The organism is Planococcus beijingensis, assembly GCF_016820615.1.
GTDB lineage: Bacteria > Bacillota > Bacilli > Bacillales_A > Planococcaceae > Planococcus > Planococcus notacanthi.
In genome coordinates this window covers 1,099,040-1,117,832 of sequence record NZ_JADHDZ010000001.1, presented here as the reverse complement: position 1 = coordinate 1,117,832, position 18,793 = coordinate 1,099,040, and the positions used below count along the sequence as shown (strand labels likewise).

At 43.5% G+C, this 18,793-nt stretch carries 21 protein-coding genes and 1 other annotated feature; of the genes, 8 read left to right on the top strand and 13 right to left on the bottom strand.

What is annotated here, in order from left to right:
- Positions 1-177 precede the first annotated feature (177 nt).
- Together IRE19_RS05315 and IRE19_RS05310 are read right to left on the bottom strand one after the other, a co-directional pair.
- Complete coding sequence (locus tag IRE19_RS05315) at positions 178-426, bottom strand: hypothetical protein (protein WP_191714318.1); 249 nt, start codon at positions 424-426, stop codon at positions 178-180.
- A gap of 49 nt (positions 427-475) precedes the next feature.
- Positions 476-991, bottom strand: a complete 516-nt coding sequence (locus tag IRE19_RS05310) for a cupin domain-containing protein (protein ID WP_191714513.1) — start codon at positions 989-991, stop codon at positions 476-478.
- A gap of 320 nt (positions 992-1,311) precedes the next feature.
- Between IRE19_RS05310 and IRE19_RS05305 the strand changes: the two genes are divergently transcribed.
- Positions 1,312-2,118 (top strand): TIGR00266 family protein, encoded by an 807-nt coding sequence (locus tag IRE19_RS05305; protein ID WP_203339547.1) that lies wholly within the window; start codon positions 1,312-1,314, stop codon positions 2,116-2,118.
- A gap of 99 nt (positions 2,119-2,217) precedes the next feature.
- Here IRE19_RS05305 and IRE19_RS05300 read toward each other — a convergent pair whose 3' ends face one another.
- The gene (locus IRE19_RS05300; RefSeq protein ID WP_203339546.1) at positions 2,218-4,119 is read right to left on the bottom strand and encodes a heavy metal translocating P-type ATPase; all 1,902 of its coding nucleotides are present in this window, start codon (positions 4,117-4,119) and stop codon (positions 2,218-2,220) included.
- Positions 4,120-4,500: 381 nt separating this feature from the next.
- Between IRE19_RS05300 and IRE19_RS05295 the strand changes: the two genes are divergently transcribed.
- The 4 genes from IRE19_RS05295 (at position 4,501) to IRE19_RS05280 (ending at position 6,032) form a co-directional block, all read left to right on the top strand.
- On the top strand, positions 4,501-4,710 hold the full coding sequence (locus IRE19_RS05295; protein ID WP_191714315.1) for a heavy-metal-associated domain-containing protein: 210 nt from the start codon (positions 4,501-4,503) through the stop codon (positions 4,708-4,710).
- A gap of 234 nt (positions 4,711-4,944) precedes the next feature.
- Positions 4,945-5,427 (top strand): flavodoxin, encoded by a 483-nt coding sequence (locus IRE19_RS05290; protein ID WP_203339545.1) that lies wholly within the window; start codon positions 4,945-4,947, stop codon positions 5,425-5,427.
- Positions 5,428-5,481: 54 nt separating this feature from the next.
- The gene (locus tag IRE19_RS05285) at positions 5,482-5,670 is read left to right on the top strand and encodes a hypothetical protein (protein ID WP_203339544.1); all 189 of its coding nucleotides are present in this window, start codon (positions 5,482-5,484) and stop codon (positions 5,668-5,670) included.
- Positions 5,667-6,032: a hypothetical protein gene (locus IRE19_RS05280; protein WP_203339543.1), complete on the top strand. Its 366-nt coding sequence runs from the start codon at positions 5,667-5,669 to the stop codon at positions 6,030-6,032. Before IRE19_RS05285 ends, IRE19_RS05280 begins: the two co-directional genes overlap by 4 nt.
- An 86-nt stretch (positions 6,033-6,118) precedes the next feature.
- Here the strand turns inward: IRE19_RS05280 and IRE19_RS05275 are convergent, their stop codons facing one another.
- On the bottom strand, positions 6,119-6,595 hold the full coding sequence (locus IRE19_RS05275; protein ID WP_191714311.1) for an immunoglobulin-like domain-containing protein: 477 nt from the start codon (positions 6,593-6,595) through the stop codon (positions 6,119-6,121).
- Between the two features lie 166 nt (positions 6,596-6,761).
- Here IRE19_RS05275 and IRE19_RS05270 point away from each other — a divergent pair, with 166 nt between their 5' ends.
- The 3 genes from IRE19_RS05270 to IRE19_RS05260 all read left to right on the top strand — a co-directional run bounded on the left by IRE19_RS05270 (position 6,762) and on the right by IRE19_RS05260 (position 9,659).
- Positions 6,762-7,340: a TetR/AcrR family transcriptional regulator gene (locus IRE19_RS05270; RefSeq protein WP_203339542.1), complete on the top strand. Its 579-nt coding sequence runs from the start codon at positions 6,762-6,764 to the stop codon at positions 7,338-7,340.
- A gap of 122 nt (positions 7,341-7,462) precedes the next feature.
- Positions 7,463-8,662 carry an MFS transporter gene (locus tag IRE19_RS05265; RefSeq protein ID WP_191714309.1) on the top strand — a complete coding sequence of 400 codons (1,200 nt, stop codon included), beginning with the start codon at positions 7,463-7,465 and terminating at the stop codon, positions 8,660-8,662.
- Between the two features lie 466 nt (positions 8,663-9,128).
- The gene (locus IRE19_RS05260; protein WP_203339541.1) at positions 9,129-9,659 is read left to right on the top strand and encodes a GNAT family N-acetyltransferase; all 531 of its coding nucleotides are present in this window, start codon (positions 9,129-9,131) and stop codon (positions 9,657-9,659) included.
- A 33-nt stretch (positions 9,660-9,692) separates the two neighbouring features.
- On the opposite strand, the gene IRE19_RS05255 is transcribed toward IRE19_RS05260, so the two are convergent.
- The 9 genes from IRE19_RS05255 to IRE19_RS05215 form a co-directional block, all read right to left on the bottom strand.
- The gene (locus IRE19_RS05255) at positions 9,693-10,151 is read right to left on the bottom strand and encodes a GNAT family N-acetyltransferase (protein WP_203339540.1); all 459 of its coding nucleotides are present in this window, start codon (positions 10,149-10,151) and stop codon (positions 9,693-9,695) included.
- A 29-nt stretch (positions 10,152-10,180) separates the two neighbouring features.
- Positions 10,181-10,651 (bottom strand): FixH family protein, encoded by a 471-nt coding sequence (locus IRE19_RS05250; RefSeq protein WP_203339539.1) that lies wholly within the window; start codon positions 10,649-10,651, stop codon positions 10,181-10,183.
- Between the two features lie 22 nt (positions 10,652-10,673).
- The gene (locus IRE19_RS05245) at positions 10,674-12,017 is read right to left on the bottom strand and encodes a PepSY domain-containing protein (RefSeq protein ID WP_203339713.1); all 1,344 of its coding nucleotides are present in this window, start codon (positions 12,015-12,017) and stop codon (positions 10,674-10,676) included.
- A 654-nt stretch (positions 12,018-12,671) separates the two neighbouring features.
- Positions 12,672-13,223, bottom strand: a complete 552-nt coding sequence (locus tag IRE19_RS05240; protein ID WP_203339538.1) for a GNAT family N-acetyltransferase — start codon at positions 13,221-13,223, stop codon at positions 12,672-12,674.
- A gap of 36 nt (positions 13,224-13,259) precedes the next feature.
- Positions 13,260-14,504 carry an MFS transporter gene (locus tag IRE19_RS05235; protein ID WP_203339537.1) on the bottom strand — a complete coding sequence of 415 codons (1,245 nt, stop codon included), beginning with the start codon at positions 14,502-14,504 and terminating at the stop codon, positions 13,260-13,262.
- A 200-nt stretch (positions 14,505-14,704) separates the two neighbouring features.
- Complete coding sequence (argS, locus tag IRE19_RS05230; protein WP_203339536.1) at positions 14,705-16,396, bottom strand: arginine--tRNA ligase; 1,692 nt, start codon at positions 16,394-16,396, stop codon at positions 14,705-14,707.
- A gap of 55 nt (positions 16,397-16,451) precedes the next feature.
- Positions 16,452-16,665, bottom strand: a binding site (T-box leader).
- 494 nt (positions 16,666-17,159) lie between these two features.
- Positions 17,160-17,342 carry a hypothetical protein gene (locus IRE19_RS05225; RefSeq protein ID WP_203339535.1) on the bottom strand — a complete coding sequence of 61 codons (183 nt, stop codon included), beginning with the start codon at positions 17,340-17,342 and terminating at the stop codon, positions 17,160-17,162.
- Between the two features lie 263 nt (positions 17,343-17,605).
- Positions 17,606-18,088, bottom strand: coding sequence for a hypothetical protein (locus IRE19_RS05220; protein WP_203339534.1), 483 nt, complete (start codon positions 18,086-18,088; stop codon positions 17,606-17,608).
- Between the two features lie 151 nt (positions 18,089-18,239).
- The gene (locus IRE19_RS05215) at positions 18,240-18,689 is read right to left on the bottom strand and encodes a hypothetical protein (RefSeq protein WP_203339533.1); all 450 of its coding nucleotides are present in this window, start codon (positions 18,687-18,689) and stop codon (positions 18,240-18,242) included.
- Positions 18,690-18,793: the final 104 nt, after the last annotated feature.

The window sequence follows — 18,793 nt, the reverse complement described above, 5'->3', positions numbered from 1 at the left end:
CATATCAAATTTATTTCAGGACCTTATTACTTCAGCCAGTTTACAGTACACCGTGAATCCCTAATAGATAGCATCAAAAAAACACCGCTAAAAGCGGTGCTCAATAATATACATTCAAAAGACATTTCGTATTTAGCGACTCCAAACTAAACCAATTAATTACACACGTATTTTTTGCTATTGCGAGACTGTTTTTAAATTCTTAATCCCCATTACCAGCTGGAACACAAACGCGATCGAACAGAGAATGATCGCGGCATAGCCAAGCCCGCCGATCGGTGTCATTTGGAAAGTCTGGATGACCAGAAGTGCCATCATGACCGCGATGCCGAAGTTCACAATATACGGCCGGTCATAGAATTTCTTGGAGGCGATGCCCACAAAAATCGCCACTGCAATAATTAAAATCAATAAACTACTCCCCATTGTTCTCCCTCACCCTTTTGCTTTGTCTTCCACAAGTCTAGCATTTATCCTACCGACCTGATAGAGTGTCTGGCAATTTTTTATATGCCAATTTCCGGATGATGGGTTCCTGGTCCGGAAACTGTTCAAGCAGCTCCGCCTGCAGCAACAATTCAAAGTCTGCAAAGTCAAATCCAGGCGAAACCATGCAGCCTACCAGTGAAAAAGCCTCATCCGCCTCCACAGTCGAACCGAAAATACTGCCCTTCTCGACTAAAACCTGCGGCCGTTCCCCCGCTGCTATATCCAAGCCTAATTTTTCTGCCCGGTAATTCCCTTGAACATCGAGAATATGCACCGTAGTGGTCTGCCCCGCGTGGAAATACCACAGTTCATCAGACTTCAGCCGGTGGAAATGGGAAACATCCTGCGACCTTAGCAGAAAGTAAATGCTGGTATACAAATTCCGTTCGGCGGGATGCGTATCCAGGCTGATTTTTTCAGGCGAGACGAAAGACTGTTTGAAATATCCGCCCTCCGGGTGCGCAGCCATATCCAAATGGGTGATCCAATCCTCTGCATTCATCATATCCAGCTCCATTCCTTATTATTTTTTCCTGCCCCAAATTAATGAAACTTTCCAGCTCTTTAGACGTATTCATTATATAACATATCCATATAAGTTGAACGATAGAAACCAGCTTTCAAATTATCACTGTATACATAAAAGGTATGGAGCAAACCAGCGGAGACTCTCGCGGGATAGCGAAGTGCCGAAATCCACTCGGGCGTTTAGCCCGAGTGGATTTCGGCGCAAGCCCGTAGGAAAGCGGAGCTGGTTTGAGGAATATCAGCAGGCGATGATTCTTAGTTCAACTTATATAATAAACCGAGGAGGAATAAAAAATGAATAATCATGAAATCGATTTTAAGCTTCATGGGGACGATATGCAGTTCGTAGAAGTGGAACTGGATCCATCCGAAACCGTCATTGCAGAAGCGGGTGCCTTGATGATGATGGAAGATGGCATCGCCATGGAAACGATTTTTGGGGACGGCTCCAAAAGTTCCGGCGGCAGCGGCTTGGGCTTGATGGGCAAACTGATGGGTGCAGGAAAACGCATCATCACCGGTGAGAGCCTTTTTATGACGGCCTTCACCAATAACGGGACCGGAAAACGCCATGTGTCTTTTGCGGCCCCTTATCCCGGCAAAATCATTCCGATGGACTTGAGCGTACTGAACGGCAAAATCATCTGCCAAAAAGATTCCTTCCTGGCAGCGGCAAAAGGCGTGTCCATCGGCGTTGAATTTCAGCGCAAACTCGGTGCCGGCTTTTTTGGCGGAGAAGGATTCATCATGCAGAAACTTGAAGGCGACGGCTTAGCGTTCGTCCATGCAGGCGGCACCATTTACCGAAAAAATCTCCAAAAAGGCGAAGTGCTGCGCGTCGATACCGGCTGCCTGGTCGCGATGACGGGCGACGTCGACTATAATATCGAAACCGTTCCCGGCATCAAAACTGCTTTGTTCGGCGGCGAAGGTTTGTTCTTCGCTACGCTTCGCGGACCGGGCAGCGTCTGGATCCAATCGATGCCATTCAGCCGTTTGGCCAGCCGCGTATTCGCAGCCGCTCCTCAAAATCCTGCCGGCCGCTCGCAAGGTGAAGGCAGTGCTGCAGGCGGGTTGTTCGATTTGTTGGGCGGAAGATAATCATACTAATTCAAAGCCGACTGTCCAATTGGAAACAGTCGGCTTTTTCCTGTCTAAAATTCAATTTGCCATAGGCTTTCCTACCGGTGAATCTGTGTTTTAAATCCCGGCATTGGCCGGTTTCAAAGATTTCCCAGTTTTTATTTTTTTGTAGTTAAAGCCCATCAGTCTCATGGCGTTCAAGATGACGATGAGAACGCTCGCTTCATGGATGAACATGCCGGAAGCCAAGTGGATGGATCCCGTCAGCACACCGGCCAACAGGACCGCCACAACCCCGACTGCAAAGAAAGTATTTTGTTTCATGTTGCGGATCGTTGCTTTTGACAATGAATAGGCATGCGAGAACTGCATCAGTTTGTCAGCCATCAACACGACATCCGCGGTTTCCATTGAAATATCGGTGCCGCCTTCTCCCATCGCCAGTCCGATATCCGCTGTAGCGATCGCCGGGGCATCGTTGACCCCATCTCCTGCCATTGCGACTACATAACCTTGTTTTTTTAATTGGTTTACGAAAGCCACTTTGTCTTCCGGAAGCAACTCGGCATGGAATTCATCCAGCCCTAAAGCTGTGGCGACCAGCTCGGCCGTATGCTGATTATCACCCGTCAGCATGACGATTTTCTTGACGCCGTTTTTTCTCATTTGAGCGAGCGCTGGCGCTGCGTCTTCGCGGATTTGGTCGGCAATCGAAAAGATGCCGGCCACTTTCCCGTCTACTGCTGCAAAGATGGCAGTATTTCCGGATTTTTCACGCCCTACCGCATAACTTTCTGTTTCCGCCGGGATGGAGATGTTTTTCGCTTTCATCAGTTTCCGGTTCCCAATCGCCAAAACCCGCTCTCCTACTTTAGCCACCAACCCGTTACCTTTGATGACTTCTACGTTTTCCGGTTCTTGGCCAAGGTCCATATTCCGTGCTTTCGCTTCTTTGACAATTGTTTGGCCAAGATGGTGTTCAGACACCATTTCCGCCTGCGCCACCCATTGAAGCAATTCCTGTTCATTATAAGAATGAAAGACTTTGATCTCTGTCACTTCCGGTTTCCCTTTCGTCAATGTACCGGTTTTATCGAAGACCAGTGCATCAACTTTTGAAAACCGATCCATCACTTCCCCGCCTTTGACCAAAACACCGTTCTTCGCTCCGTTGCCGATGCCCGCTACACTGGAGACCGGTGCGCCGATGATCAATGCACCGGGACAGGCAATGACGAGAAACGTAATGGCGAGATGAAGATCTCTGGTCAGTATATAAACAACTATCGATAACAGCACTACTGCAGGTGTATAGATATTCGCAAATTTGTTCAGGAATTTTTCGGTTTTCGATTTTGATTCCTGCGCTTCTTCCACCAATTCGATGATTTTCGCGAATGTGGTGTCATCTCCCACTTTTTCGGCGATAATTTCGATGTAGCCAGTATCGATGACTGTACTGCTGAACACTTTGTCCCCTATTTTTTTGGATGCCGGGACTGATTCTCCTGTAATGGCCGCTTCATTCAATAACGCATGTCCAGTGAGGATTTTGCCGTCCACCGGCACTTTGCCGCCGGTCCGGATGATGACATGATCTCCTTTGGCCACTTCTTCTACCGGCACAGTTACATTGACGCCATTCCGGATGATATTCGCTTCCTGTGGTGCCATATCCACTAAACCTTTTAAAGAAGACCGCGTTTTTTCCAATGTACGGGCTTCCAGATAATCTCCGAACAGGAACAGGAATGTCACAACTGCGGATTCCACGTATTCCCCGATAAACAACGCCCCGATAACAGCGATTGTCACCAGCAGCTCGATGCTGAAGGCTTTCATCCTTAATGCCTGAAACGCTTTGATGGCAATTGGAATTCCCGCAATGACCGTCGCGAGGATCAATGTGAGCTGGCGCAACTCATGAAAACCTCCACTATTCAAAGCCAAGGCGAGCATCAGCAAGAAACCGGCTCCGAATGTCATCGTTTTTTTGTGCTTGTGAATAAATGCAAACATCGCTCTTCAACTCCTCTTTCATTAGTTTCGAAATTACAAATATATTCCTCGTGCGTGATGCTTTTCTTTATACTTCTATAATAAACCGGATTATTTTCTTAGTACTTGACCCCCGTCAAGCAATTGCAGTTTACGATTGAAAATTAATGCCTTTTTTGTTTTCTCATACATTTGGTGAGTGGATCTTCTATAGAAATGGGGTTTGGTAAATGAAATCACATTCAATAGAGAATAGACTGCAACGATTCGAACAAGGGCTTTTCCACCTATTATTCTCAACGTCTCTTTAACCCGTTTTTCATTTCACATCTTGATGCAGGTCAAGGAATGAACTGACTGGAGACATTATACTGAAATTAGAAAAACAAAGGAGTGATTGAAATGACCACGGTTAAATTCCAATTAGAACCGCTGACTTGCCCTTCCTGCATCAAAAAAATCGAAGGAAAAGTAGGGAAAATAAATGGCGTTGAGGAAGTGAAGGTGTTGTTCAATTCCAGTAAAGTAAAAGCCGTTTATGACGAAGACAAAGTAGCACCGGAAGACTTGAAGGCAGTCATTGAGAAACTAGGCTACCCAGTTGTCGCTTAACAGCTGGCATTCCGTTAAAGAGACGCATCCATCTATAGAGTTTTCTTCATCCTTCACTAAGAAACAGCAGAACAAAAGCCAAGAAACAGCAATCATTTTTCTTGGCTTTTTTATTTGGTTGATTTTTGAAAAAAACGCCAGACAAATCAATCGACTTGATGTGCATCAAGTTTTTTTATCGGGTTTTCCTGTAAGCTGAATGTAGAAAGAAAGTTACGAACAGGAGTGTTCGCTATGATTCAAGTTCTTATCCTTCATGCTAGTTCTACCGGGAATACAGAAGAAATAGCCGATTTAATAGAAAAGTACCTGGACCCGACAGTCTGTGAAACGACCATGGAAAATATCGAAATGGGAGACATGGATCCCCAGCGCCTTCTTCAGTATGACGGCATTCTTTTCGGCACCTATACGTATGATGACGGGGACCTTCCCTTTGAAACGGATATCTTTTGCGATACTCTGCGGACTGTCGACCTTACCGGGAAAGTCGTTGGGGTTTTCGGTTCAGGAGATACGGCTTATGACGAATTCTGTGCAGCGGTTGACTTGATGAAAGCGGAATTTAAACAGCAGAACGCCCGGGTCATCCAGCATTCCGTCAAAGTGGACCTGTCACCCGATGAAGAAGATCTGCAATCCATCAAAAAACTGGCTGAGGAGTTTCAGGATCTGACAACAAATTCCGCCGCAACCAGAAAAGCCGGGAATTTTTGATTTATGGCACTATTTAAGGAAAGTCAATTTAGATAATATGAGGAGGAAGTAAAAATGAAAACTCAACACCCCGTAAATTGTGATTGCATCCAGGAAATAGATCGTATGATTGACGAAGGATTAAGCGGAGGCACAGTCGATCCAAAGTATACGGAAGCTCATCTGAAGCTGAAAGAAAAATACCAGCCCACCCCTTCAGTCCAGCCAATTGAAATATCCGAACAAGGAGGAGACATAAAATGAATACAGTTCAGTGGATTTCACCTTTCTCTACAGACTTCACCTTCAGCTCTCTAATGCAGGAACATCAAGCAATTTTGATTATCGGGCTTCTGATCCTCTTTGTCTCGGTGGTGTTAAGGGCAGGAAGATTCGTTATTGCTCAGGCTGTCCTGCTGGCCCTCTTCTTTGTCATCACAGAAACCTTATCCAATCCGCTTTACCTGGTACTGGTCATTCTGCAGGTACTGTTCGGAATCTGGATGATTTGGAAAGTCAAAGCTGCCGTCGACACTAGTTTTTATCGGCATTCTGAAAAAACACATCTACGGCCGCATGACATCACCAAAGGCGGCAATGCAGGAACAGGCCATCTTCTGTATTGATGACACGGTGTTCGGTCGCAGCACATCATAGAAAACGTCTATTCTATGCCTTTGCAGGCGCTGAATAGACGTTTTATTGCGAGGAACTATTCGACACGAAATGGTGACGCCAAGGAAATCTCGAAATAAGGTACATCTTGCGATAAGAACGTTTTAACGATCCGGTACTCACCAGGAGCCAGTTCAATCCCCAATCCTTCTATCGAAAATTCCATCTCCGTTTTAGTTCCCGCCTGCAGTACATGGCCAAAATCATTGAAGTCGGGATTGTTGATGAATACAGCGTCTGAATGGGTCAGGAGATGCCAGCCGTCCTGCTGTTTCAACTCGATATATACATAGTCACCATACCCAAAATCCTGTCCACTGTCGTTTTCGAGTTCCATTCCAATAACAATGGACGATTTTTGGTATCGCGCCTTTTCAAGATGCATGGATAATCCCGCCTCACTCGAATGCAGCAGTTGATCAGGAGACGGATCGGCCAATGTCTTCATCAACGGTTCTCTGCCACAGGCTGTCATCATTGCCAGAAGAAACACCAAGCACAGTATCTTTTTCATAAACTCACCTCTCCCTTCAGCATAGCTCTAGGGCAGTTTCTTCGCCTTGACCCCCATCAAGCTTCTCAAGGAAGATGGAATGGACATAAAAGTGCCAAGAAAGAAGGTTTGACAAAAGAAAGAGCACATGAGATTATATCCTAACGACCGTTAGGAAGGTGAAAAAATGAAAGCTGACCATATTCTTCAAACTGCCGTCGGCCATTTTGCAAAAGAAGGCTTTGAAGGCGCTTCGCTCAGCAAAATTGCCGAGGAAGTTGGCATCAAGAAGCCATCGATTTATGCTCATTACAAAGGAAAAGACGATTTATTCCTTTCTGCACTTCAGTATTCGTTAAATACACAAAAAAGCCACTTGGCTGCCTATTTTAATTCCGTGAGAGATGAACCATTGGAATCCATCCTATATGGTTATTTCAATTGGTTCGCCAAAGAAAGCCAGGACAACGAACGAATGAACTTCATCTTGCGAGTTGCTTATTTCCCGCCACTCAGACTGGAAAAGGAGGTTGGCGAACTTTTCAACCCTTTCTTTGACAGCATGCACCGCCACTTAACCCGTCTATTGCGTGAGCGGGACCGACAAGAAAAAGTTTTACATTCAGAGGATTTTTCAAATGCGGCATTAGCCTATTTGACGGTAACAGAAGGAACGATGACTGAATTGGTCTATAGCGGCATGGACCGCTATGAAAGCCGCCTACAGGCTGTTTGGCCGATCTTTTGGCGCGGCTTGCGCAAGTAAATCACCAGATTCTCGTCATGCAGACTCTTGATTTGAATCTTTCATTCATTAAACTGAGTGGTTTCCTTCTAATCCAAACCATTACGACTCATCAGGCACGAATATACTAAGGAGATCACCACATGAAAACAAATAAATTAGTTTTATCCACTTTATTGCTTAATCTATTTATCGCTTTTTTAGGAATTGGCCTGGTCATCCCGGTTACACCGACCATTATGAATGAATTGGACATTTCAGGAACCGTCGTCGGTTACATGGTTTCTGCTTTTGCTTTAGCCCAGCTGATTGTTTCGCCGATCGCTGGGCGATGGGTCGATAATATCGGACGCAAGCCCATGATTATTATCGGATTGCTTATCTTCAGCATTTCGGAATTTCTGTTCGGCATCGGTGAAACAGTTGAAGTCCTGTTTCTTTCCCGGATTCTCGGAGGCGTCAGTGCCGCATTCATCATGCCGGCTGTGACCGCCTTCATTGCAGACATCACGACCAGCAGTACGCGCCCGAAAGCTTTAGGCTATATGTCTGCGGCCATTTCCACCGGCTTCATCATCGGCCCGGGGATCGGCGGCTTCCTGGCTGATATCAGTACACGGCTTCCTTTCTTCTTTGCAGCTGGCTTCGGTTTATTTGCGACCATTCTATCGTTGATTACATTAAAAGAGCCGGAACGGATATACGAAGTGGAGGAAAAACATCAGGCGATTCCGAAATCAGGATTTAAAAAGATCTTTTCACCCATGTACTTCATTGCGTTCATGGTCATCCTCATTTCGTCATTTGGTCTGGCCGCATTCGAATCGCTGTTTGCGCTGTTTGTCGACCATAAGTTCGGCTTTACCGCGATGGACATCGCCATCATCATTTCACTCGGCGCTATAGTCGGCGTAATTTTCCAGGTTGGCTTGTTCAATCGGCTGACTCAATGGCTCGGCGAAATCCGGTTGATCCGTTACAGCCTATTGGTGTCGACCATCTTGGTGTTCATTATGACTTTCGTCAACAGCTATTGGTCAATCCTGCTGGTGACGATGGTGGTGTTTGTCGGTTTTGACCTGATGCGCCCTGCCGTCACTACATATCTGTCCCGGATTGCCGGAAACGAGCAAGGATTTGCTGGGGGAATGAACTCCATGTTTACGAGCATCGGCAATATTTTTGGTCCGATTATCGGCGGGATCCTGTTCGATATCGATTTGAACTACCCGTTCTATTTTGCGACCATCGTACTTGGAGTCGGCATCGCCTTAACGTATGTATGGAAAAGCCCTTCGTTGGGACAAGGAAAAGAAACCAGCAAACCTGTTGAAATTTCTTGATGCCGTGTGGTGCCGTGAATGGAAGAAAAGAATAAATAAAGAAACACAAAGCAGGCCTACTTGATCTATTCAAGTAAGCCTGCTTTTTTTATTTCCCAGTTTTTTGCAATGATTCAAACTTCATTCATCCATAAAATAAGCCAAAAGAATAACGCATTCATTTTGGCGTTATTGCCAGCTCTATGGTCTAAAATACTTGTCTCTTATAGCTTGAATTTTAATATCAGCTTCCTCATTACTTAAAGTTTATTGCCATTCTTGAGTTGCGTAAAGAAATCTCCCCTCGAATTTCCAAAGCGGACTCACTTTGCTTTTGATGACCTTCTGCTTTCATTCATTTGGCAGTAAGCAATTTTTAAAATCAAGCAATGCCTGCTGTATATCGTACAGAATCGTCTTTCGCTATGCTATGTTTGTTTAGATGAAAATTTTTCATACTACAATGACAGAAAAAAGGGGGATAATAATGCAGATCAGGCAAGCACAAGCAAAAGATGCAGCAGGCATCGCAAAAGTGCATGTAGACAGCTGGAGAACGACGTACAAGAACATACTGCCAGCTGAATTTCTGGAAAACTTATCCTATGAGCAGCGGACAACATTATGGGATTGCAATATTTCAGATCAAACAAATTATATCGTGGTAGCTGAGAATGCTGATGGCACCATCATCGGCTTCGGTACTGCAGCAAAAAGAAGAACCAACACCGTTGAAGGGGCGGCTGATTTAACTTCCATCTATTTGCTGAAGGACTATCAATCGCAAGGAATCGGAAAATTACTGCTGGCGGAATTGTTTCTTCATTTCACGCAATCGGGTTACAAAAGCGTATTTGTGGAAGTACTCGAGGAGAATAAAACCCGGTATTTTTATGAATACTACGGGGCTAGGCTTACAAAGTCTGTAGCGATAAAAATATCCGGGACCGTTTTAAATGAATTGATCTATGAGTGGGACCATGTAGACGTCGTGCTTGAAAAACTGATTAAAAACTAAAGCCAAAAGATTTTGGTCTCCAACTTTATCGTTCTAGATGTTTTCTTTATTCTTTTCCCAGTAAATCATATCGTATGTGGCCTGAGTTCTCTTCATCCCCAGCTTTTCGAGGACGCGGATTGATCCGATATTGTCCAAATCCGTTTCTGCGATTACTTTTATAACATCCTTTTTATGAAACGCCCAATCCAAAAGGCATTCGACAGCTTCTGTAGCATAGCCTTTTCCCCACTCAGATTCTAGAAAACCATATCCTACTTCCACTTGCCGATTCGAATCCGGTTTCCCTTTAAATCCCGCATCACCAATGATCAACCCATTGGATTTCCGCAGCACCAGCCAACTTCCCCAACCATATAATGTCGGATCGTTTTTCAATTCTTTGACGTGATCGGCGATTTGAGGACCGTTCTCATAGTGTTGAGCTTCTATGACTTGAGCTGACTGGCTGTCACATGGAAGCAGTATTAATCGTGCAGTTTCGCTTTTCATTTTCGTTGCTCCTATTCATTTACTAAATACTAATGGTGTTTACTAGGTATTTCTTGATCTGCAACTGTCCCTTTTTTTAGCGCATCCAACTCTGCCTCCGACAGCTCACCGACGATGAATTGCTGGCGGGGATTGACGATGGAACCTTTAAATCCGGCGTGGACATCCAAATAATAAAGTCCATCTTCTTCAAGATAAAGCTCCATTTCATACAGCCCCTCTTTTATGAATGCTGCTTCTTCCATCGGCAAACGAAACGAACCGTCATGTTTTAAAATTTCAAAATGAACAAAATCAGCTTTTTCAAGCTTCTCACCATCTCGCGACAAAATTGCTTGCACTTTAAATGGCTCATCAGCAGCAATAACATCGGGGACAGCTACTTTAACTTGAAGAGCGTTCTCTTTCTTGTACAAATCCGCCGCATCGTTTCGAAGGGAGCAAGCGCTAAGGAGAAGCATACCACCGATGAATAGAACCAATAAGTATTTCCTTTTCATTTTTCTGTCCGCCTTTCTTCGTTTAGGCGTTAAACCACCGCTTAACAACTGGGATGCGCTGGATGATCAGCCAATCAAATAACCAGACAATCAATATCGACAAACCGACCAGTGGAAATAGAATCCCCAATCCGATCATCAGCCAAAGAAACATTTTCGTTTTAAAAAGAGCTGGTGCAGTTGGTCCACCCATCCCTTTTTTCGGTTTTCGCTTCCACCATAAATAAACGCCGCTTATCGCTGTCAATATAACGCCTAAGCAAATAATCAGGCTAGCAAGTTGGTTGGCCAAACCAAATTGAGTTCCTTTGTGCAACGTAATCCCCCACGCTACCACCTTACCGATTATTCCGTAATTATCGTAACGGTAATCCGCCAGAACCGCACCCGAATATTGATCAATATGAATAGTCGCTTCATCCTGGGCTTTAGGCGGGAACACGGAAAGTGTATAGACGCCTTCCGGTTCCTGAGGAATGATAATGGAGTAGGTTGGGTAAATGCCTGTTTGCTCTGCAATTTTAACCACTTGATCCAGTGTTTGCGGTACCAGACCCTGCAAACTCGATATGGGAACATCCAAGGTTCCAGCAGCCCAGGGAACTTCTGCAATATCCTGTGTTTCAACTCCTGAAACAGGTGCCTCACCTATCCATACCGAAGGCGGGTAACCTTCCCCAGTATTTGTTGTGATTGCTTGAAAATTTGCTCCCCAGAATCCTGACCACGGCAAACCTGTCAGGATTAAAAATAATAACCCTCCAGAAACCCAAAAAGCAGGAACTGCGTGCAAATCGCGCCTTAAAATCTTTCCGCCTTTTTTCAATCGGGGAAACAAAACCCCTCCCATACCTTTTGGTTTCTTGGGAAACCATAAAAAGAAACCCGTCACCAATAGTACAATGGCCCAGCAAGCAGCCAATTCGACAATCCGATCACCCAGCGTTCCAGCCATAAGTTCGCCGTGTATTTCTTCAATTTTATCCATAATCCGATCTTCATTATTCAGTTCTCCAACGGACTTCCCTGTATAAGGATCTATAAAAAGCGTCAGAGATTCTTCGTTTGTACTTATGGTTACTTCACTCGAACGCTCATTGTCTTCACCTGGCCGATATTTCGTGACGATGGCTTCGGGATATAACCGTTTCACTTCTTCCAGCTGTTCAGAAACAGCCACTTTTTCTTTCTGTGGATCAACTTGATAATATTCCTGGTAAAGTACACTTTCAATTTCACTTTTAAACAAATAAACAGAGCCTGTTACTGCTAAAAGTAAAAGGAGCGGTGCAAAAAGAACACCTGCATACAAATGCCATCTCCATATTGTTTTATATGTATTTCTGCCTATCGTCTTTTTGGGGATTTTATCGGAATCCCCTTTCTCTCTATTGTCTTTCAATTGAACTTCCTCTTTTCTTTTGCATGCAGCTGCTTTATTGAATTAACGTTTAAAGTCCCGATTTAGATCTGTTGAACTGCATAAAAGCTTATAAATACCTTGCCGGATATGTCCGTAATCATTAGAAGCCAGGATAGGTTTGACAAAGGAAGTCTACCGTCTCTGCAGTAATAACGAACGCAATTATTAATTCTCCTAACTTTAGTTAAATTACGCAAGCTTATCTCGTTAATTCTTTATAAAAAAATACTAGTTTTCACCTTTCAATATATATGCATAACAGAGAACTGAAAAAAGTCCAAAAGTATTTGTTGAAATCGCACTAAAATAACCAACAATTTAACTAAGTGATGATGATCAGTCTGATCATTTGAGTTTATTGATTTTAATCGTTTTATTCGAACTGATAGACCGCCATTCGAGGTAACAACAGTCCATCGGCCAAAGCCATTTTGACCTTGACTGCGTCGTAATCAAAGATCTCGTTTCCGGATCTCCTTTTGCAGTGCCAAAAGGGCGGTATCATACAAATCCTGAAGTTGCACAGAATCCATTCACACAAATACCCCCGCATAAGACAAGACATGATGTCTCGTGCGAGGGTGTTTCTGCGTTAAATTAATCATGTATGTTGAACCTGCCCATCAAGACCGTATTATAATAATCCCCATCCGAAAGAAGTTTGTCTTTCCTTAATATGCCTTCTACTTCAAAATCAAATTTCTTATACAAAGCAATGGCCTTGCTATTGGTTTCCAACACTTTTAAGGTTAGTTTTTGGATGCCATTCGCGTCTGCCCATTGGATTGATTCATTCAGCATGTTTTTCCCAATGCCATATCCCCAATACTCACGCAAGACGCCGATACCAAATTCTGTCTGGTGATAAGTTCTTTTCAGTCCATTTCCTGCACACCTTGAAAATGCTACAAGTTTTCCATTTGTTTCGGCTACTAGAAACAAGCTATTTCCACTAAGTTTATCTTCTTCAATTATTTTTCTGAACCCGGCTTCATCTATGTAGGCTTCTCCTTTTTCCCTGTCTAAGTTTTCGGTTTCGCCATCTATTTTCAGCCTTAGTTCAGATAAATGACTGGCATCTTCTTCAGATGCCGTCCGTATGCTAAAAATTACATTACTTGATGAAAAGTTTTTCTGGTCGATCAACATCTATATTTACTCCCATCTATCTGGCATTTATATTTTTTAAGCCAGCTCTTCTTCCAGTTCTTCTTCCGCTTCCTCATACCAGCCGGAATACTTCGGGTGCAGCACCGCTATTGCATACAAGAAAGCGGCCACTAGCATAATCACTGCAAGAGCCCCAATCGTCAGTTTCAATGAAACTAGATCGGCCAGCAAGCCAATGCCCAGGATGAAAAAGATTTGAAAAATACTTTGGATCAATTGGAAGATGCTTGTCACTCTCCCCATGACAGACACCGGTACATTGTTTTGATAAAAAGTCGCAATTCCCGCATTCAAAAAGACATTAAAGAATCCAAGTATGATAAAGCCGACAGTAACCGATGCAAAAGACCAGGAAAATGCGTATATGACATAGCCGAAAGTCATCATCAACAAACCGATGACAATCATATAACGGATAGATACTTTATTCGAAAAGATGGACAGCAACATCGCCCCGCTCACTGAACCGATGCCCGTGATGCTGATCAGGAGGCTGTACTCCACTTCCGTCAGACCAATCACCTGCTGGGTAAAGACCACTTCCTGGGCATCCATGGCAAAAGAAAACAACATCACCGCAAGAAAACCCAGGTAAATCGCAGATACATATTTTCTTTCAGTCATAAAAGCATAGACGACTGTAAAATCTCTTGCGACTTGAGCAAACGTCAGAGCAGGAATTTCTGTTGGTTCGATTTTTTCGGTTTCAGTCAACAGAGCCAGCAACAACGAGGCCAGCAGATAGAACACAGCCGTCAGCCACAAAGTGACCGAAATATTGGTTGTGAGGATAAGCGTTCCACCAATAGCTGGACCAATGATGAATGCACTCGATGAGCTGAATGACCGAAGCGAGTTAAATCGCTTTCTCTTATGCGGAGACACCAGCATGGTGATATAAGTCATTGAAGCGGGACCGAAAAAGGACTTGGCAACGCTGAGAACAACGAGAATCGCATACACCGCCAGAAGATTCGGCGCCAAGGGGATGAAAACGATAAACAATGCCCGTGCGACCAAAGTCACCATTACGATATTTTTCTTGCTTCGGTAATCGATAAAGCTGCCTGTCCAGAATTTCGTCACAATATTGGTCAACGGACCGATCACCCAAAGCCCTGCCACAGCAGCTGCCGAACCGGTCATTTGGTAAACGATGATGTTAATTGCCACCAAGTAGATGAAATCACCCAGACTGGCGATGCCCAAAGAACCCAGCAGGATGGAAGGCGTTTTCCATTCGTTTAAATGCTGTTTCACTACGCTTCCCCCTTAACTTAGACCCATCCTCACAAAACTGACAGATTATTTTACTTTGTCTGATATATTGAAAGTATAGCATTATTTAATTCCATAATAAGTAATAATCAGTAAAAATTTTCAGCTTTGAATACGTTAAAGTCCTGGGAACCCAGCTATTTCTTATTCTGGTATAGGCTTGGATGGTCTCCAAAATTCCTTTACATTCGTTCTGGCGCTTTGATCCCGAGTAATTTTAAGCCTTCTGCTAAAACGATAGCTACGGATTGCACCAATGCTACTCTTCCTTCCAAACCGATGTCTTCGCTCAGTATTTTCACATGAGCATAATAGGTATTGAATTCCTGGGCCAGCGATATCAGGTACTTGGCAATTTGAGACGGCTCGGCGTAATCGAAACTCTTGATAACCACTTCAGGAAACGCCAGCAATCTTTTTATAATCGGCCAACTGTAAGGGTCATTCAGTCCTGCCGGATTGAGCAGTGTAAGATCGATTGCAGACTTCGATAAAATGGAACGGGCTCTCGCATGCGTATACTGGACGTAAGGACCTGTAGCGCCTTCAAACTTCAGCATGTCCGAAAGGGAGAATTCTATATTGCTTTGGCGGTCATTTTTTAAATCATGGAAAATGATCGCCCCTACGCCCACCATTTTGGCTACTTCTTCTTTATCCGGCAACGCTGGATTTTTTTCTGCAATGTTATTTTCCGCAAGAGCGATTGCTTCTTTGATGACTTGTTCTAGCAAAATCACGCCGCCTTTACGAGTCGACATCTTTTTGCCGTCTTTCAAGATAAAGCCGAACGGCACATGGACCATGTCTTTTGGCCATTCATATCCCATCTTTTCCAACACCAAAAACAATTGCTTAAAATGAAGCGTTTGTTCTTGCCCCACGACGTAAAATGATTGATCAAATTGGTAACTTCTTTTTCTGAACAAAGCTGCCGCCAAATCGCGGGTGCCGTATAGTGTGGCGCCATCCGATTTTCTGATTAATAGGGGCGGCAGGCTGTAATCACTCAAATCAACGACATCCGCCCCTTCCGATTGGATCAGCAAATGTTTTTCTACCAGAAGCTCCACCACTTCATCCATCTTGTCGTTATAAAAAGCTTCTCCGTCATAGGAATCAAACTCAACATCCAATAGTTGATAGATTTTAGCGAATTCCTGGAGCGACTCATCACGGAACCATTTCCATAAGTGCTGGGCTTCTTCATTTCCATCTTCAAGTTTCTTGAACCACAGTCTGGCTTCGTTCGCCAACTCCGCATTCTTTTCAGCTTCATCGTGGAATTTTACATAAAGCTTCAGCAATTCACTGATAGGGGCCTCTTTCACTTGCTGTTCATTTCCCCACAGCTTATACGCGGTAATCAATTTGCCGAATTGCGTTCCCCAGTCTCCAAGATGGTTGATTCGAACGGTTTTATAGCCACATTTCTCAGAGATGTTTGCCAAAGAATTGCCGATAACCGTCGAGCGCAGATGTCCCATGGAAAACGGCTTCGCAATGTTTGGAGATGAAAAATCCAGCGTTACCGTTTTGGTTTGCCCAAGCTCTGAAGAGCCGTAATTTTCCTGCTTATGCAAAATTTCTTTCATGACCATTAAGCTGACGTCCAGCTTGTCGTAAAAACAATTCACATAAGGCCCTTCCGCTACCACCTTTTCAAAATACGGGTGGGAAATTGCCTGTGCCAGCTCTTTCGCAATTTCAACAGGTGACTTCTTTAATGCTTTGGCCAATATGAAGCAAGGAAAAGCCAGATCTCCTTGTGTGTCGAATTTCGGCTGTTCAATTAAATTCACGATTTCATCAAGCTCCACAAGCCCATTCAGCTCTAAAGCAATTTCCTCAGCATACGTTTGTTTTAATTCCATTTCATAGCCCCCTCTTTTAACTAAAAATAAAAAAGCCCATCTCTGTATGCATTCATACAGAGACGGGCTTTCCCGCGGTACCACTCTCATTGTCCATAATTAAACAGACCAACTTAAACATGATAACGGGTTTCACCGACATGCCCTACTGGAAGGTTCAGGCAGTTTCTCGGAAGTGCGGTTCATTGCAGCAGACATCACTAGGCTTTCACTGTCCCCGGCTCGCTGACGTATCCATATGCAACTACTCTCTTCGTCGCAGAATTTTTGTATAGTTTTGGAATATCATAGCTTACAATGCTTGCAGAGTCAAAAGATTTTGAAAACAAAAGGTTTTTTTGTTCCTGTTGCCAAAAAAAGGTATGATTAAACAAATCTATTGTTTATTAACTTGTCAGAAACGAGGAGATGCCCATGACGAATCGATTCGAATTGAGTTTGAAAAACAAAGAAGTAAGAATGTGGATATATCCCGCTTTAACGGGCAGTAAGACTCCCGCTTTTATAAGCGGGAGTCTTACTGCCCGTAAAAGTCCGACTGGATCAACTAACAATCAGCGGGGGATGTAGAACCCCCCACTGATTGAAGTTTCTCTTTATATCATGATTCCCACAGCGATTATCGGATTTTCCATTCTGATTTTTGCAGACTATGCTTACCAATATCTTTCCTCATTGGTTCTTTTAAGTGCCTGGATTATTTATTATGCTTGGCGTTTTCAGTACAGAAAGAAAAAAACAGACTCAACTCACTGAGCCTGTTTTAGAACGGCAGGCTTTGAAAAAGCGACAAAGTGATGACGAATGCTGATGCAGTTCCTGCAGACAGCAAAGTTAACATCTTCGGCCACTGGAGTTCTTTCGTCGGTTTTACCGCTTCTTTGGAAACCGCGATCCAGATGATTATGGACAACAAAGCAATGATTCCAAGTACTTCATTGGACATCTATAACACCTCCAGTATTTATTGGTTAAGTTTAACATAGTTGTTAGTCTTTTCAGTTTTTACATCGGCTTTTTTCTAATACTTTTAGGACGACTAAACCTAAAAGTCCGGCTATGGCAATTCCATACATAATCGTTTTATGGGTTTCCCCCCACGTACTCCATGCCGCTAGCAGAATTAAAACCAGCAATACAACGTAATACCCGTAAGTTAACATGCCTTTTATGTCCTTTCTTATGCGAACGGCAATATGTATCTTCTCTTTATTTCTCAGGTGCTTGTCTAATTAAACTCCAAACCGATCCTATCAGAAAACACCCCATCACCAGCAGACCAAAAGTCAGTGGGTTAAAGAAAATATGATTGGAAAAAATAGTGAATAAGGAAAAGTCTTTGGGGTTGTCAAAAGCATCTTTTGTCTCAACGATATAGATCCGAAAGTCTTTTGCTTTTTTCAATGTATAAGCAGAGGATACAGCCACATAAATGAAACTGATTGCAATTCCAGTCCAAATGCCTTTAGGACTGAACCACCTGCTGGTTGCTCTCATCGATAATTCAATCGTTCCATATAAGAAATACAAAATGAACGACATGAGGAAAAATGGAATAACCAGAGTCGGGTTGCCATTTCCTCCTCCGAAATCATCATTTTTTACCGGTTCACTCAAACTATTCATGCCATAGAAAACAGCAAGCGTAAGGAATGCAGAAAGCCAATACAACAACATAAGCAATTTGTACATATTGTTCCTCCCTCACAAATGCACCATTTCAAGCTAGTTGGTTATATTCTCCATTTCATTGAAAACTCCTTCTTTTCCCTTATGCTTTAGCCATATACGCATAAAAAAAGAAGCCTTTTTAAAGCTCCTTTTCTGCCGATCTACCCAGTGATCAAAATGCGTTCCTGTGGGGCACCGCCGTTAAAGTCCCACCCGACTTCACTAAACTGTTTGCAGCAAAAAACAATAAAACAGGTGGAACTAAAGTGAACAGGGATAATACACCGGCCAGCGCAAGAAAAGCTGACGCAATCGAAGGATGGGTCGCCATCATCAGAAATCCGAACAAGCCTAGGAATACGGCAAAGACCAACATGTAAAAAGGATACATTAGGACGTCTTCTACAAAAATAACCATATTATCCGCAAATTCATCTGCGGAAACCGTGACTTCTCCTCTGCTCATATCCTGTTTTACTTTCGCATCGTTTTGAAACACTTCGATCAAGGTTTCGTAGACCCATTGATTCCTTTCCAATGAATTCAGGAATAATCCAGAGCCGGCCAATAGAGCAACCAATAAAAGAATAGATGATAAAACCAATTTTTGATTCAACTGCATAAAGCACCTCCTGAATTTTGGTAAATCTTTAATAATACCAGCATAACCGGCTTTACCATTTAAACCATCGGGCTCAGGGGTGCTTAAGACTAAGACTTTAGATG

Excerpts from the sequence above, each read along its gene's own strand:
- IRE19_RS05240 (WP_203339538.1), bottom strand. The coding sequence starts at position 13,223 with ATGTTGATCGACCAGAAAAACTTTTCATCAAGTAATGTAATTTTTAGC.
- IRE19_RS05280 (WP_203339543.1), top strand. The coding sequence starts at position 5,667 with ATGAATACAGTTCAGTGGATTTCACCTTTCTCTACAGACTTCACCTTC.
- IRE19_RS05300 (WP_203339546.1), bottom strand. The coding sequence starts at position 4,119 with ATGTTTGCATTTATTCACAAGCACAAAAAAACGATGACATTCGGAGCC.
- IRE19_RS05290 (WP_203339545.1), top strand. The coding sequence starts at position 4,945 with ATGATTCAAGTTCTTATCCTTCATGCTAGTTCTACCGGGAATACAGAA.
- IRE19_RS05220 (WP_203339534.1), bottom strand. The coding sequence starts at position 18,088 with ATGTACAAATTGCTTATGTTGTTGTATTGGCTTTCTGCATTCCTTACG.
- IRE19_RS05260 (WP_203339541.1), top strand. The coding sequence starts at position 9,129 with ATGCAGATCAGGCAAGCACAAGCAAAAGATGCAGCAGGCATCGCAAAA.
- IRE19_RS05275 (WP_191714311.1), bottom strand. The coding sequence starts at position 6,595 with ATGAAAAAGATACTGTGCTTGGTGTTTCTTCTGGCAATGATGACAGCC.
- IRE19_RS05285 (WP_203339544.1), top strand. The coding sequence starts at position 5,482 with ATGAAAACTCAACACCCCGTAAATTGTGATTGCATCCAGGAAATAGAT.
- IRE19_RS05215 (WP_203339533.1), bottom strand. The coding sequence starts at position 18,689 with ATGCAGTTGAATCAAAAATTGGTTTTATCATCTATTCTTTTATTGGTT.
- IRE19_RS05310 (WP_191714513.1), bottom strand. The coding sequence starts at position 991 with ATGAATGCAGAGGATTGGATCACCCATTTGGATATGGCTGCGCACCCG.
- IRE19_RS05295 (WP_191714315.1), top strand. The coding sequence starts at position 4,501 with ATGACCACGGTTAAATTCCAATTAGAACCGCTGACTTGCCCTTCCTGC.
- IRE19_RS05225 (WP_203339535.1), bottom strand. The coding sequence starts at position 17,342 with ATGTCCAATGAAGTACTTGGAATCATTGCTTTGTTGTCCATAATCATC.
- IRE19_RS05265 (WP_191714309.1), top strand. The coding sequence starts at position 7,463 with ATGAAAACAAATAAATTAGTTTTATCCACTTTATTGCTTAATCTATTT.
- IRE19_RS05250 (WP_203339539.1), bottom strand. The coding sequence starts at position 10,651 with ATGAAAAGGAAATACTTATTGGTTCTATTCATCGGTGGTATGCTTCTC.
- argS (WP_203339536.1), bottom strand. The coding sequence starts at position 16,396 with ATGGAATTAAAACAAACGTATGCTGAGGAAATTGCTTTAGAGCTGAAT.
- IRE19_RS05270 (WP_203339542.1), top strand. The coding sequence starts at position 6,762 with ATGAAAGCTGACCATATTCTTCAAACTGCCGTCGGCCATTTTGCAAAA.
- IRE19_RS05315 (WP_191714318.1), bottom strand. The coding sequence starts at position 426 with ATGGGGAGTAGTTTATTGATTTTAATTATTGCAGTGGCGATTTTTGTG.
- IRE19_RS05255 (WP_203339540.1), bottom strand. The coding sequence starts at position 10,151 with ATGAAAAGCGAAACTGCACGATTAATACTGCTTCCATGTGACAGCCAG.
- IRE19_RS05305 (WP_203339547.1), top strand. The coding sequence starts at position 1,312 with ATGAATAATCATGAAATCGATTTTAAGCTTCATGGGGACGATATGCAG.